A 14,219-nucleotide genomic window follows, 5' to 3' on the forward strand; every position below is an offset into this window, starting at 1 on the left:
GGACCCCACCGCACACTCCGAAGGGCCGGGATTCGCATGACTTCCACCCACGCCTTCTGGCTCGCCGGCCGCCTGGCCACCGGCGAGGACAGCTTCGACGTCCACTCCCCGTGGGACGGCCGCCTCGTCGCCTCCGTCAGCGTGCCGACCGACGCGCAGGTCGAAGAGGCCGTGGCCGCGGCGTACGCCGTGACGGCGGAGTTCTCCGCGACGCCCGCCCACGTACGGGCCGCCGCCCTGGACCACGTGTCCAAGCGGCTCACCGAGCGGACCGAGGAGATCGCCCAGCTGATCTCCGCCGAGAACGGCAAGCCCATCAAGTGGGCCCGCGGTGAGGTCGGCCGTGCGGTGTCCGTGTTCCGCTTCGCCGCCGAAGAGGCACGCCGCTTCAACGGCGGAGACGCCCAGCGCCTCGACACCGACGCGGGCGGCGTCGGCCGTCTCGCCCTGACCCGCCGCTTCGTCAAGGGTCCGGTCCTCGGCATCGCGCCGTTCAACTTCCCGCTGAACCTGTGCGCGCACAAGGTGGCCCCGGCCATCGCCGTCGGCGCGCCGATCATCCTCAAGCCCGCCCCGGCCACCCCGCTCTCCGGGCTGATCCTGGGCGAGCTGCTCGCCGAGACCGACCTCCCGGCCGGCTCCTGGTCGGTCCTGCCGGTCGCCAACGACAAGATGCCGGCCCTGGTGAAGGACGAGCGCCTGCCCGTCATCTCCTTCACCGGCTCCGACACCGTCGGCTACGCCATCCAGCAGTCGGTGCCCCACAAGCACTGCACCCTGGAGCTCGGCGGCAACGCCGCGGCCGTGGTCCTCGCCGACTGGTCCTCCGAGGCCGACCTCGACTGGGCCGCGACCCGCATCGCGACCTTCTCGAACTACCAGGCCGGCCAGTCCTGCATCTCCGTGCAGCGCGTGATCGCGGACGCCTCCGTCTACGACCGGCTCGTCGAGAAGGTCGTCGCCACCGTCCGGGCGCAGGTCACCGGCGACCCGTCCGACTCCGCCACCGACGTCGGCCCGCTCGTCTCCGAGGACGCCGCCAAGCGCGTCGAGGCCTGGGTCGACGAGGCCGTGTCCGCCGGGGCGAAGCTGCTCGCCGGCGGCGAGCGCGACGGCGCCTCGTACGCGCCGACCGTCCTCGCGGACGTCCCGGCAGGCGTCAAGCTCGCCACCGAGGAGGTCTTCGGACCGGTGCTGACGCTCCGGAAGGTCGAGAACACCGACGAGGCCTTCGCCGCCGTCAACGACTCGAAGTTCGGCCTGCAGGCCGGTGTCTTCACCCGTGACGTCCAGGTCGCCTTCCGCGCCCACCGCGAGCTGGAGGTGGGCGGTGTGATCATCGGCGACGCGCCGTCCTACCGCGCCGACCAGATGCCGTACGGCGGCGTCAAGCAGTCCGGCGTGGGCCGCGAGGGCGTGCGCTACGCGATGGACGACTACACGTACGAGCGAGTCCTGGTCCTGACCGGCCTCGACATCTGATCCCGTACGGCCAAAGAGCCGACGGCCGGAGCCCACTGTGCGGGGGCTCCGGCCGTCTTCCTTTTCCCGCCCGCTCCCACGGGGTACGACTCACTGGTAGCACCGGCCGGCACGTCCCGGCCACCCCGACTCCGGCGGCGAGGTGAGTCCCCTCATGTCCGCAACACCCCCCAGCGACACCCAACCGGGCGCAGACCCGGGCGCGGTCCCCGGCACACGGTCCGGCACCGGGCCCAAGGTCACCGAGCGCGAGGCACGGAAGGTCGCGGAGGCGGCCCGGGAACAGGACTGGCGCAAGCCCAGCTTCGCCAAGGAACTCTTCCTCGGACGCTTCCGGCTCGACCTGATCCACCCCCACCCGCTCCCCGCCGACGAGGACGTCCGGCGCGGCGAGGCCTTCCTGGCCCGGCTGCGGGAGTTCTGCGAGACGGCGCTCGCCGACGGACTCGCGGCCCGGATCGAGCGCGAGGCGAAGATCCCCGACGAGACGGTGCGCGGCCTGGCGGAGCTCGGCGCCCTCGGGATGAAGATCGGCACCGAGTACGGCGGCCTCGGCCTCACCCAGGTCTACTACAACAAGGCGCTCGCCCTCGTCGGCTCGGTCAGCCCGGCCATCGGGGCCCTGCTCTCCGCGCACCAGTCGATCGGCGTGCCCCAGCCGCTCAAGATGTTCGGCACGCAGGAGCAGAAGGACCGCTACCTGCCGCGCTGCGCCACCACCGCCATCAGCGCCTTCCTCCTCACCGAGCCCGACGTGGGCTCCGACCCGGCTCGGCTGGCCACCACCGCGGTGCCGGACGGCGACGACGCGTACGTCCTCGACGGCGTGAAGCTGTGGACCACCAACGGGGTCGTCGCGGACCTCCTCGTCGTGATGGCCCGCGTCCCGGCGTCCGAGGGCCACCGCGGCGGCATCACCGCCTTCGTGGTCGAGGCAGACTCCCCGGGCGTCACCGTCGAGCACCGCAACGCCTTCATGGGCCTGCGCGGCCTGGAGAACGGCGTCACCCGCTTCCACCGGGTCCGGGTCCCCGCGGACCAGCGCATCGGCGCCGAGGGCGCCGGCCTGAAGATCGCGCTGACCACCCTGAACACCGGCCGGCTCTCCCTGCCCGCCATGTGCGTCGGCGCCGGCAAGTGGTGCCTGAAGATCGCCCGGGAATGGTCCGGCGTCCGCGAGCAGTGGGGGAGGCCGGTCGCGCGGCACGAGGCCGTCGGAGCCAAGATCTCCTTCATCGCCGCCACCACCTTCGCCCTCGAAGCGGTCGTCGACCTCGCCTCCCAGATGGCCGACGAGGACCGCAACGACATCCGCATCGAGGCTGCGCTCGCCAAGCTCTACGGCTCCGAGATGGCCTGCCTGATGGCCGACGAGCTGGTCCAGATCCGCGGCGGCCGCGGCTTCGAGACCGCCGAGTCCCTCGCCGCCCGCGGCGAGCGCGCCGTCCCCGCCGAGCAGATGCTCCGCGACCTGCGCATCAACCGGATCTTCGAGGGCTCCACCGAGATCATGCACCTGCTGATCGCCCGCGAGGCCGTCGACGCCCACCTGTCGGTCGCCGGCGACCTCATCGACCCCGAGAAGGACCTCGGCGAGAAGGCGAAGGCGGGCGCCCGCGCCGCCGGGTTCTACGCCCGCTGGCTCCCGAAGCTCGCGACCGGCGCCGGCCAGGTCCCCGGCACCTACCGCGCCTTCCACCCCGGCGGCCACCCCGACCTCGCCACCCACCTGCGCCACGTCGAGCGCAGCGCCCGCAAACTCGCCCGCGCCACCTTCTACGCCATGTCCCGCTGGCAGGGCCGGATGGAGACCAAACAGGGCTTCCTCGGCCGCGTCGTCGACATCGGCGCCGAACTCTTCGCAATGAGCGCCGCCTGCGTCCGCGCCGAGCACCTGCGCGCCACCGGCGACCACGGCCGCGAGGCCTACCAGCTGGCCGACGCCTTCTGCCACCAGTCCCGGCTGCGCGTCGAGGAGCTCTTCGGCCGCCTCTGGTCCAACACCGACGACCTCGACCGCAAGGTCGTCGCGGGCGTCCTCACCGGCACCTACACCTGGCTGGAGGAGGGCGTCCTGGACCCGTCCGGCGACGGCCCCTGGATCGCGGACGCCACCCCCGGCCCCTCACAGAAGGAGAACGTGCACCGCCCCCTGCGCTGACCTGCGATCATCGAAGCCAGTCGGATGGACGTACGGGTACGAGCACGAGGCGGCGGCGATGTCGACGGCCATGGAAGACCGCGCCGGCCGGCGCCTGGCCTGGTGCGTGGCGCTGGTCCTGCGCCACGCACCGGACCACGTCGCCGCCGGCCTCCTGGGCCGGCTCGACGGGCCGGCCCGCAAGTACCTCACCCGCGACGAGTGGCTGCCCGCCCCCGCCGTGACGCTGCTGCTGCGCCACGGCACCGCGCAGGACCGGCACTACATCGCCCGCAACCCCCGCGTCGTCGGCCGCCCGCTGCCGGGCCTGCCCGGCCCCGCGCGCTACGCGGCCCGCCCCGGGCCGTCGCCCGAGCTGCTGGCGGAGGTCGGTCCGGGCCCGTTCGGCGCCGACGAACTGCTCGGGCTGCTGCGGCGCCACGGCCGCCGGCCCCGGGTGCCGCTGACCCTGCTGCGGATGCCGCACGCCCCGCTCGACCCCGAAACCCTCCTGCGCGAGCACGCCCGTACGCCGCTGCCGCCCGGGGCCGTCGAGGCCCTGCTGCTGGTCGGCGGACTGCCGCCGCAGACCGCCGGGGCCCTGCTCGGCGCCGGCGCCGGGGACGGCGCCGCGGCGCCGGAGGCGTACGGGCGCTCCTGGCACCGTCCGGCCGTGCGGGCCGTCCGGATGGGGCTGCTGACCTTCGAGGAGCTCGTCGCCCACGTCGCCCCCGCGCACCGGACCCTGCTCCTCGCGGACCCGGCCGGGCCCGCGCCCCGGGGCCTGCGCTGGAACCTCCCCGAGCGGACCGGCATGCGCACGGCCGTCGCCCGGGCCCTGCGCCCCCTCGGCGACGACCCCCGGCTCTGGGCCGAACTGCTGCGGCACGCCCGTACCGTCCCGCTGTCCCTGCCGGAGCTCGCCGCCGGCCTGGCCGCCGGGACGCTGCCCGAACCGCCGGACGGCCCGGGGCCCGCCGGGCTCGAAGCGGCGGTCCGTTCACTGGCCCCGAGGGCCGAGCCCGATCCGCAGGGCGGCGTGGAGCGCGAACTGGCCCTGGCGAGCCTCGCGGTGCCGATGGAGACCGTCGCGGAGGACATCCGCTGGGTACGGGACTGCCTGGCGCGCGGGCTCCTCGACGGCGCGGACGTCGTCCGGCACAAGCTGCCCGCCTGCTGGGCCCTGGACGAGGACCACTGGCTGGGGGAGACCTACACCCCCGACCGGCACGACCGGCCCGGACCGGTGCTGACCGCGCGGGCCGAGGCGGACCGGCTGTTCGCCCTCGCCCTCGGCGAGGACCCCGACGCCTGGTGGTCGGTGGCCCGGGCACTCCCCGAGTTCGCCGGAACGCTCCCGCACCTCCTTCTGCGCGTCACGGACGGGGGCTCCGTGTCCACGCGCCCCTGAGTTGCGGCAACAATGGGGGCATGAGCGACCGTCCAGCCCCCCTCGCCGACCCGCACCTCCTCTTCGACCCCGCGGCCGGCCGCCGGGACATCGTCATCCTCGGCTCCACCGGTTCGATCGGCACCCAGGCCATCGACCTGGCCCTGCGCAACCCGGAGCTGTTCCGGGTCACCGCCCTCTCCGCCGCCGGCGGACGGGTGGAGCTGCTGGCCGAGCAGGCCCGGCTGCTGCGGGTCGGCACGGTGGCCGTCGCGCGCGAAGACGCCGTCCCGGCGCTGAAAGAGGCGCTGAGCGCCCGGTACGGCCCCTCCGAGCCGCTGCCCGAGATCCTGGCCGGCCCCGACGCCGCCACCGAACTCGCCGCCTCCGCGTGCCACACCGTCCTCAACGGCATCACCGGTTCCATCGGGCTGGCGCCCACGCTCGCCGCGCTGCGGGCGGGCCGGACCCTGGCCCTCGCCAACAAGGAGTCGCTGATCGTCGGCGGCCCGCTGGTCAAGGCCCTCGCCCGGCCCGGCCAGATCATCCCGGTCGACTCCGAGCACGCGGCGCTCTTCCAGGCGCTCGCCGCCGGCACCCGGGCCGACGTGCGCAAGCTCGTGGTCACCGCCTCCGGCGGACCCTTCCGCGGCCGTACGCGCGAGGAGCTGGCGGGGGTCACCGTCCAGGACGCCCTGGCCCACCCGACCTGGGCCATGGGCCCGGTGATCACCATCAACTCGGCGACGCTGGTGAACAAGGGGCTGGAGGTCATCGAGGCCCACCTGCTCTACGACATCCCCTTCGAGCGGATCGAGGTCGTGGTCCATCCGCAGTCCTACGTCCACTCGATGGTGGAGTTCACGGACGGCTCCACGCTCGCCCAGGCCACCCCGCCCGACATGCGCGGCCCCATCGCGATCGGCCTCGGCTGGCCCCACCGCGTGCCGGACGCCGCCCCCGCCTTCGACTGGACCAAGGCGTCCGCCTGGGAGTTCTTCCCGCTCGACACCGAGGCCTTCCCCGCGGTCGGCCTGGCCCGGCACGTGGGCGCGCTCGGCGGGACGGCCCCGGCGGTGTTCAACGCGGCCAACGAGGAGTGCGTCGAGGCGTTCCTGGCCGGTCGGCTGCCGTTCACAGCAATCATGGATACCGTCTCTGCCGTGGTCGATGAGCACGGGACGCCGGAGTCGGGAACCTCCCTGACGGTCCGGGACGTCCTCGAGGCGGAGACCTGGGCCAGGGCCCGGGCGCGGGAGATGGCGGCGCGGGCCGCCGTGGAGGCGAGCGCATGACCGTTCTGATGACCGTACTCGGGATCGTGATCTTCGCGGTCGGGCTGCTGGTCTCCATCGCCTGGCACGAGCTGGGGCACCTGTCCACGGCCAAGATCTTCGGCATCCGGGTGCCGCAGTACATGGTCGGCTTCGGCCCGACCGTGTGGTCGCGCCACCGGGGCGAGACCGAGTACGGGATCAAGGCCATCCCGATGGGCGGCTACATCCGCATGATCGGGATGTTCCCGCCCGGCGAGGACGGCAAGGTCACCGCCCGCTCGACCTCGCCGTTCCGGTCGATGATCGAGGACGCGCGCTCGGCGGCGTACGAGGAGCTCCAGCCCGGCGACGAGAAGCGGCTCTTCTACACGCGCAAGCCGTGGAAGCGCGTCATCGTGATGTTCGCCGGCCCGTTCATGAACCTGATCCTGGCCGTGGCGATCTTCCTCACCACGCTCATGACCTTCGGGGTGAACACCCAGACCACCTCGGTCGCCTCGGTCTCGGACTGCGTCATCCAGCAGAGCGAGAAGCGCGACAAGTGCGCCGCCGGCGACCCGGCCGCCCCCGCCAAGGCCGCCGGACTCCAGGCCGGCGACAAGATCGTCGCCTTCAACGGCCGCAGGGCCGACGACTGGGCCGCCCTCCAGAAGGACATCCGCTCCACCGTCGGACCCGCCACGATCACCGTCGTGCGGGCCGGGCAGCGGATCGACCTGAAGGCCGACCTGATCGAGAACAAGGTCGCCAAGACCGACGGCAGCGGCAAGTACGTCAAGGACCAGTACGTCACCGCGGGCTTCCTCGGCTTCGCCCCCGCCTCCGGCTACGTCCCCCAGACCTTCGGCCAGTCCGCCGACCGCATGGGCGAGATGATGCAGGCCGGCGTCGCCTCGCTGGTCCAGCTGCCCTCCAAGGTCCCGGACCTGTGGAACGCGGCCTTCAACGGTGCCGATCGCGCCCAGGACAGCCCGATGGGCGTCGTCGGAGCCGCACGGGTCAGCGGGGAGATCTTCAACCTCGACCTGCCGGCCACGCACATCCTGGTGATCTTCCTCAACCTGCTGGCCGGCTTCAACCTGTCGCTGTTCCTCTTCAACATGCTGCCGCTGCTCCCGCTCGACGGCGGGCACATCGCGGGAGCCCTGTGGGAGTCGCTGCGGCGCAATCTCGCCCGGCTGTTCAAGCGCCCCGACCCGGGCCCGTTCGACGTGGCGAAGCTGATGCCCGTCGCGTACGTCGTCGCCAGCGTCTTCATCTGCTTCACGCTGCTGGTGATGGTGGCCGACGTGGTCAACCCGATCAAGATCACCTGACGCCGGAGCGGTTTACACCACGCGGCGGTGAGCCGGGCACACATCGTGCCCGGCTCCCTACGTTCGGGTGGCACACCCCCTCGGATGCGGGGGAGGCGCGCTGATTGGCGTAATCTCGAAGGCTGGAGCCCGCCGATCTCGGGACCTTGATCCACACCTTGGGGTTGCACAGCAGATGACTGCCATCTCTCTCGGAATGCCGGCCGTGCCGACGAAGCTTGCCGACCGCAGGGTCAGCCGCAAGATCCAGGTCGGTTCCGTGGCCGTCGGAGGCGACGCACAGATCTCGGTGCAGTCGATGACCACCACCCGCACGTCCGACATCGGCGCCACGCTCCAGCAGATCGCCGAGCTCACGGCCGCCGGCTGCAACATCGTGCGCGTGGCCTGCCCGACCCAGGACGACGCCGACGCCCTCGCGGTCATCGCGAAGAAGTCGCAGATCCCGGTCATCGCCGACATCCACTTCCAGCCCAAGTACGTGTTCGCCGCCATCGACGCCGGCTGCGCCGCCGTCCGCGTGAACCCGGGCAACATCAAGCAGTTCGACGACAAGGTCAAGGAGATCGCGCGGGCCGCGAAGGACACCGGCACCCCGATCCGGATCGGTGTCAACGCGGGCTCCCTCGACGCCCGGCTGCTGAAGAAGTACGGCAAGGCCACCCCCGAGGCGCTGGTCGAGTCCGCGCTGTGGGAGGCCTCCCTCTTCGAGGAGCACGGCTTCGGCGACATCAAGATCTCGGTCAAGCACAACGACCCGGTCGTCATGGTCAACGCCTACCGCCAGCTCGCCGCCGCCTGCGACTACCCGCTGCACCTCGGCGTCACCGAGGCCGGCCCCGCCTTCCAGGGCACCATCAAGTCCGCCGTCGCCTTCGGCGCGCTGCTCTCCGAGGGCATCGGCGACACCATCCGCGTCTCCCTCTCCGCGCCGCCGGTCGAGGAGGTCAAGGTCGGCAACCAGATCCTGGAGTCGCTGAACCTCAAGCCGCGCCGCCTGGAGATCGTCTCCTGCCCGTCCTGCGGACGCGCCCAGGTCGACGTCTACAAGCTGGCCGAGGAGGTCACGGCGGGCCTGGAGGGCATGGAGGTCCCGCTGCGCGTCGCGGTCATGGGGTGCGTCGTGAACGGCCCCGGCGAGGCCCGCGAGGCCGACCTCGGCGTCGCCTCCGGCAACGGCAAGGGCCAGATCTTCGTGAAGGGCGAGGTCATCAAGACCGTCCCCGAGTCGAAGATCGTGGAGACCCTCATCGAAGAGGCGATGAAGATCGCCGAGCAGATGGAGCGGGACGGCATCACCTCGGGCGAGCCCACGGTGGCCATCGGCGTGTGAGCCGCCGGGCGCCCACCGGCCCCGGCCCCGGCCCCGTTCCCGCAGCTCGGGGGCGGGGCCGGGGCTTTTTCGTGACCTGCGGGACACGGCATCCCCCAGCGGCTGCGGGTACAGTGCGGAGATCAGCAGACTTGCACGGTGAGGCCCCAGTGTTGACGCAGACCACCACCCGGGTCCTTGAGCCCAGTGATCTCGACGCCGCGCTCGACGTCCTCGGACGCGAGCCGGTGGCGAACGCGTTCGTCACCTCGCGGGTCCAGGTCGCCGGACTCGACCCCTGGCGTCTGGGCGGCGAGATGTGGGGCTGGTACACCGGCGGCGAGCTCCGCTCCCTCTGCTACGCCGGCGCCAACCTGGTCCCGGTCTGCGCCGGACCCGACGCCGTGCGCGCCTTCGCCGAACGGGCCCGCCGCACCGGCCGCCGCTGCTCCTCCATCGTCGGCCCCGTCGAGGCCACCAGGCTGCTCTGGCAGCTCCTGGAGCCCTCCTGGGGCCCGGCCCGCGACGTCCGCTCCCGCCAGCCCCTCATGACCATCGAGCAGCCGTCCGCCACGGTCACGGCCGATCCCCGGGTCCGCCGTGTCCGCAAGGACGAGATGGACGTGATCATGCCCGCCTGCGTGGCCATGTTCACCGAGGAGGTCGGGATCTCGCCGATGGCCGGCGACGGCGGCCTCCTCTACCAGGCCCGGGTCGCCGAGCTCGTCGGCACCGGCCGCTCCTTCGCCCGCGTCGAGGACGGCAAGGTCGTCTTCAAGGCGGAGATCGGCGCCGCGACCGCCCGCGCCTGCCAGATCCAGGGCGTCTGGGTGGACCCCGAGTTCCGCGGCCGCGGACACTCCGAGACCGGGATGGCCGCCGTCGTCGCCTACGCGCTGCGGGACGTGGCCCCCGTCGTCAGCCTCTACGTCAACGACTTCAACACCGCCGCGCGCGCCTCCTACCGCCGCGTCGGCTTCCGCGAGATCGGCGCCTTCATGAGCGTGCTGTTCTGAACGGCGTGCCGTGGTGAACGACGGCCGGGCCGCCCCGCCCGCCCCCCGCGCGGCAACCGGTGCGCCGCCGGCATACCGGCGGGCCCGTACCGCCAAGTAAGGTCGCCGCATGCTGCCTACCGGACTCCGCATCGGCCCCCTCGACCTCGCCGACCGCGTGGACGAGGCCCTGCGCGTGCAGGCCGTCGCCTTCGGCCTCAGCGAGGAGGAGGTCGGCATCCGGCGCTACATCGTCCAGCGCCACATGGTCTGCCGGGGCGCCCGCGCGCTCGGCGCGTTCACCGAGGACGACGCGCTCACCGGCTTCGTGTACGGGATGCCCAACGACCGCACGCACTGGTGGTCCACCATCGTCGAACCCCACCTGCTGGCGGGCGGCCACGGGACCTGGCTCGACGACTCCTTCGTGATCACCGAACTGCACGTCCACCCCGGCTTCCAGGGACACGGCGTGGGCCGCGCGCTGATCACCGGCATCACCGACGCCGCCGCCGAGCCGCGCTCGATCCTCTCCGCCATCGACACCGACAGCCCCGCCCGGGGGCTCTACCGGGCCCTCGGCTACACCGACCTCGCCCGCCGGGTGCACTTCCCGAGCGCGAGCCTCCCGTACGCCGTCATGGGCGCCCGGCTGCCGCTGCTCCGCCGCTGAATCCGGTTTCCGCCGCCCCCGCGGGCCCCGGTAGCCTCCCCGCATGTCTACGCAACACGTGCAGCGCATGTCCCGCCTCATGGCCAAGACCCTCCGCGAGGACCCGGCCGACGCCGAGACCCTCAGCCACCGGCTCCTGGTCCGCGCCGGCTACGTCCGGCGCAGCTCGGCCGGGGTGTGGACGTGGCTGCCGCTCGGCAAGCGGGTCCTGGACAACGTCTCGCGCGTCGTCCGCGAGGAGATGGACGCGATCGGGGCCCAGGAGGTGCTGCTCCCGGCGCTCCTGCCCAAGGAGCCGTACGAGGTCAGCGGGCGCTGGTCGGAGTACGGCGACCTGCTGTTCCGGCTCAAGGACCGCAAGGGCGCCGACTACCTGCTCGGCCCCACCCACGAGGAGATCTTCACCCTGCTGGTGAAGGACCAGTGCACCTCGTACAAGGACCTGCCGGTCATGCTCTACCAGATCCAGACCAAGTACCGCGACGAGGCCCGCCCCCGGTCCGGGGTGCTGCGGGGCCGCGAGTTCCAGATGAAGGACTCCTACTCCTTCGACGTCTCCGACGAGGGCCTGGAGGAGTCGTACCGCCTCCACCGCCAGGCGTACGTCCGCATCTTCGAGCGGCTCGGCCTGGACCACCGCATCGTCTCCGCCGTCTCCGGCGCCATGGGCGGCTCCGCGTCCGAGGAGTTCCTCGCCCCGGCCGAGGCCGGCGAGGACACCTTCGCGGACTGCCCCGCCTGCGACTACGCGGCGAACACCGAGGCCGTCACCTTCGCCCTGGCGCCCGCGGCGGGGGAGCACCCGCCGCTGGAGGAGGTCGACACCCCCGACACCCCGACCATCGAGACCCTGGCCGCGCACCTGGGCGTCCCCGCCTCCGCGACCCTGAAGAACCTGCTGGTGAAGGTCGACGGCGAGATCACGGCCGTCGGCGTGCCCGGTGACCGCGAGGTGGACCTCGGCAAGCTCGGCGAGCACCTGGCCCCCGCCGTCGTCGAGCTCGTCACCGCCGAGGACTTCGCGGACCGGCCCGACCTCGTCCGCGGGTACGTCGGCCCGCAGGGCCTGGAGAAGGTCCGCTACCTGGCCGACCCCCGGGTCGCGCCCGGCACCGCCTGGGTCACCGGCGCCAACCGGGCGGACACGCACGCCCGCAACGTGGTCTGCGGCCGCGACTTCGAGGTGGACCGGTACCTGGACGTCGTCGTCGTGGAGCCCGGCGACCCCTGCCCGTCCTGCGGCACCGGCCTGCGGCTCGACCGGGCGATCGAGATCGGGCACATCTTCCAGCTGGGCCGCAAGTACGCGGACGCCTTCGGGCTCGACGTGCTCGGCCGCGAGGGCAAGCCGGTCCGCGTGACCATGGGCTCGTACGGCATCGGCGTCTCGCGCGCCGTGGCGGCGCTGGCCGAGCAGACGGCCGACGAGCGCGGGCTGTGCTGGCCGGCGGCGGTGGCCCCGGCCGACGTCCACGTGGTCGCGGCGGGCAAGGCCGTCCCCCTCGCCCTCGCGGAGTCGGCGGCGTCCAGCCTGTCGGAGGCGGGCCTGCGGGTCCTGCTGGACGACCGGCCGGGCCTGTCGCCCGGCGTCAAGCTGACGGACGCGGAGCTGATCGGCGTGCCGTGGATCCTGGTCGCGGGCCGCCGCTCGGCGGAGGAGGTCGTCGAACTCCAGAACCGCGCCGCGGGCACCCGCGAGGAACTCCCCCTGGCGGAGGCCCTCGCCCGCCTGACGTAGCCGGAACCGCCCCGGTCCCCTATGCGGCGGCCCCACCCGGCGCCTTCGGGACCGCGCCCGGAACCAGCGCCGCCGGGCCGTCGCCGGGTGCCGCGCCGGACCCGGCCGGCCCGGGGCCCTCGGAGGCCGGGCCGGCCGGAGCAGGGGCCCCGCGCGCGGACGCCGCCGCGGGCGCGGGGGGCGCGGGGGCCGGGGCGGCGCGCTCCAGGAAGCGCAGGAGCTCCACCGGGAACGGCAGCACCAGGGTGGAGTTCTTCTCCGCCGCCACCGCCACCACCGTCTGCAGCAGCCGCAGCTGGAGCGCCGCGGGCTGCTCCGACATGACCTCCGCCGCCTCGGCCAGCTTGTGCGAGGCCTGGAGTTCCGCGTCCGCGTTGATCACGCGGGCGCGGCGCTCACGGTCGGCCTCCGCCTGCCGGGCCATCGACCGCTTCATCGTCTCCGGCAGGGACACGTCCTTGATCTCGACCCGGTCGATCTGGACGCCCCAGCCCACCGCAGGGCTGTCGATCATCAGCTCCAGGCCCTGGTTGAGCATCTCCCGGTTGGAGAGCAGGTCGTCCAGGTCCGACTTGCCGATGATCGACCGCAGGGAGGTCTGCGCCATCTGCGAGACCGCGAAGCGGTAGTCCTCCACCGCCACGACGGCGCTGGCCGGATCGACGACCTTGAAGTACACGACGGCGTCCACCCGCACCGTGACGTTGTCCCGGGTGATGCCCTCCTGGGCCGGCACCGGCAGCGTCACGATCTGCATGTTGACCTTGCGCAGCCGGTCCACGACCGGCACGACCGTGGTGAATCCGGGACCCCGGACCTCCTCGCGCAGCCGGCCGAAGCGGAACACCAGACCCCGCTCGTACTGCTTCACCACCCGGGCGGCGAAGCCCACGTAGACCGCGACGCCCGCACCGGCGGCGATCGCCGCTGTCAGCAGTTCCTCGACCATGACGGCCCCCTGCCAGACATACCTACCTATGTACGGTATGCCCTACAACCAGGCCGCGAACTCCAGCAGCAGCTCCGCATCCCGGCGCCTCCCCGCGGCCAGCGCCCGGTTCCCCGACTCCACCGCCCGGAACAGCGTCCAGCCCCGCAACCGGTCCCGGTCCACCTCCAGGGCGTCGGCCAGCCGGTTCATCCGGCGCCGCGCGCCGGCCGCCCCCGCCGAGGTGGCCACCTGGTCCTCCAGCCGGTCCCGGACCAGCCGCGCCAGGTCGTACGCCCGCTCCCCGACCAGCGGATCCGGACCCACCGCCAGCCACGGGGCCCGCTCGCCCGCGAGCACCTTGCCCTGCCGGAAGTTCCCGTGGAGCACCAGCTCCTCCCCGGGCACGGCCGTCAGCTCCTCGCGCGCCGCCAGGGCCGCCTCGGCCAGCGGCCGGGCCTCCGACGGGGCCGCGCGCAGGGCCGCCGCCTGCTGCTCCGTGCGCTCCGCCACCGACTCCAGCCCGTGTTCCGCCGGCGGCGCCACCCAGAGCCTGCGCAGCGTGCCGCAGGCCTCCAGCAGCGCCTTCGTCTCCGGCAGCGAGCGCAGCGACACCTCCGGGTGCAGCCGCTCCAGCAGCAGCGCCCCGTCCTCCTCGCGGTACCGGGTGTCGAGGACCCGTACGGCACCGAAGCCGCCCCAGTGGGCGAGCGCCGTCAGCTCCCGGTCCGGCCTGGCCTGCGGGGGAGCGAGCTTCAGGGCGGCGGGGGTTCCGTCGTCGTACCGGACGAGGACCACCAGACTGCTGCGCCCGCCCGGGGCCTGCACCCGCTGGGCCTGCACCCCGCGCCGGGTCAGCGCGGCCTCGGCGAGACCGGGCAACCGCCCCAGCCAGTCCGCGTCCCGCGCCGTCTCCGGCAGTTCGCCGAGCGCCCGTACAAGCCGCTGCGGCGGTTCGAAAGCCATGC

11 protein-coding genes are annotated in these 14,219 nt (G+C 73.2%); 9 read left to right on the forward strand and 2 right to left on the reverse strand.

Annotated elements, in window-relative coordinates:
- Positions 1 to 36 precede the first annotated feature (36 nt).
- The 9 genes from ACZ6S8_RS02815 to ACZ6S8_RS02855 all read left to right on the forward strand — a co-directional run bounded on the left by ACZ6S8_RS02815 (position 37) and on the right by ACZ6S8_RS02855 (position 12,323).
- On the forward strand, positions 37 to 1,482 hold the full coding sequence (locus tag ACZ6S8_RS02815; protein WP_469451761.1) for an aldehyde dehydrogenase family protein: 1,446 nt from the start codon (positions 37 to 39) through the stop codon (positions 1,480 to 1,482).
- A 154-nt stretch (positions 1,483 to 1,636) separates the two neighbouring features.
- Positions 1,637 to 3,643, forward strand: coding sequence for an acyl-CoA dehydrogenase family protein (locus ACZ6S8_RS02820; protein WP_469451763.1), 2,007 nt, complete (start codon positions 1,637 to 1,639; stop codon positions 3,641 to 3,643).
- A 58-nt stretch (positions 3,644 to 3,701) separates the two neighbouring features.
- Positions 3,702 to 5,033, forward strand: a complete 1,332-nt coding sequence (locus ACZ6S8_RS02825; protein ID WP_469451766.1) for a hypothetical protein — start codon at positions 3,702 to 3,704, stop codon at positions 5,031 to 5,033.
- A 20-nt stretch (positions 5,034 to 5,053) separates the two neighbouring features.
- Positions 5,054 to 6,307, forward strand: a complete 1,254-nt coding sequence (gene dxr / locus ACZ6S8_RS02830; protein WP_469451768.1) for a 1-deoxy-D-xylulose-5-phosphate reductoisomerase — start codon at positions 5,054 to 5,056, stop codon at positions 6,305 to 6,307.
- Entirely contained in the window at positions 6,304 to 7,605 is a 1,302-nt protein-coding gene (locus ACZ6S8_RS02835) for a M50 family metallopeptidase (RefSeq protein WP_469451769.1), read from the forward strand. The genes dxr and ACZ6S8_RS02835 overlap by 4 nt, the downstream gene beginning before the upstream one ends.
- A 175-nt stretch (positions 7,606 to 7,780) precedes the next feature.
- On the forward strand, positions 7,781 to 8,938 hold the full coding sequence (gene ispG / locus ACZ6S8_RS02840) for a flavodoxin-dependent (E)-4-hydroxy-3-methylbut-2-enyl-diphosphate synthase (RefSeq protein ID WP_469451771.1): 1,158 nt from the start codon (positions 7,781 to 7,783) through the stop codon (positions 8,936 to 8,938).
- Positions 8,939 to 9,087: 149 nt separating this feature from the next.
- The gene (locus ACZ6S8_RS02845; protein ID WP_469451772.1) at positions 9,088 to 9,933 is read left to right on the forward strand and encodes a GNAT family N-acetyltransferase; all 846 of its coding nucleotides are present in this window, start codon (positions 9,088 to 9,090) and stop codon (positions 9,931 to 9,933) included.
- Between the two features lie 109 nt (positions 9,934 to 10,042).
- Positions 10,043 to 10,585: a GNAT family N-acetyltransferase gene (locus tag ACZ6S8_RS02850; RefSeq protein ID WP_469451774.1), complete on the forward strand. Its 543-nt coding sequence runs from the start codon at positions 10,043 to 10,045 to the stop codon at positions 10,583 to 10,585.
- A gap of 43 nt (positions 10,586 to 10,628) precedes the next feature.
- The gene (locus tag ACZ6S8_RS02855) at positions 10,629 to 12,323 is read left to right on the forward strand and encodes a proline--tRNA ligase (protein ID WP_469451776.1); all 1,695 of its coding nucleotides are present in this window, start codon (positions 10,629 to 10,631) and stop codon (positions 12,321 to 12,323) included.
- A 19-nt stretch (positions 12,324 to 12,342) separates the two neighbouring features.
- Here the strand turns inward: ACZ6S8_RS02855 and ACZ6S8_RS02860 are convergent, their stop codons facing one another.
- Together ACZ6S8_RS02860 and ACZ6S8_RS02865 are read right to left on the reverse strand one after the other, a co-directional pair.
- Positions 12,343 to 13,272, reverse strand: a complete 930-nt coding sequence (locus tag ACZ6S8_RS02860; protein WP_469451778.1) for a slipin family protein — start codon at positions 13,270 to 13,272, stop codon at positions 12,343 to 12,345.
- A gap of 42 nt (positions 13,273 to 13,314) precedes the next feature.
- Complete coding sequence (locus ACZ6S8_RS02865; protein WP_469451779.1) at positions 13,315 to 14,217, reverse strand: aminoglycoside phosphotransferase family protein; 903 nt, start codon at positions 14,215 to 14,217, stop codon at positions 13,315 to 13,317.
- Positions 14,218 to 14,219: the final 2 nt, after the last annotated feature.

The sequence above is a fragment of the Streptomyces sp. NPDC048461 genome (assembly GCF_055587105.1).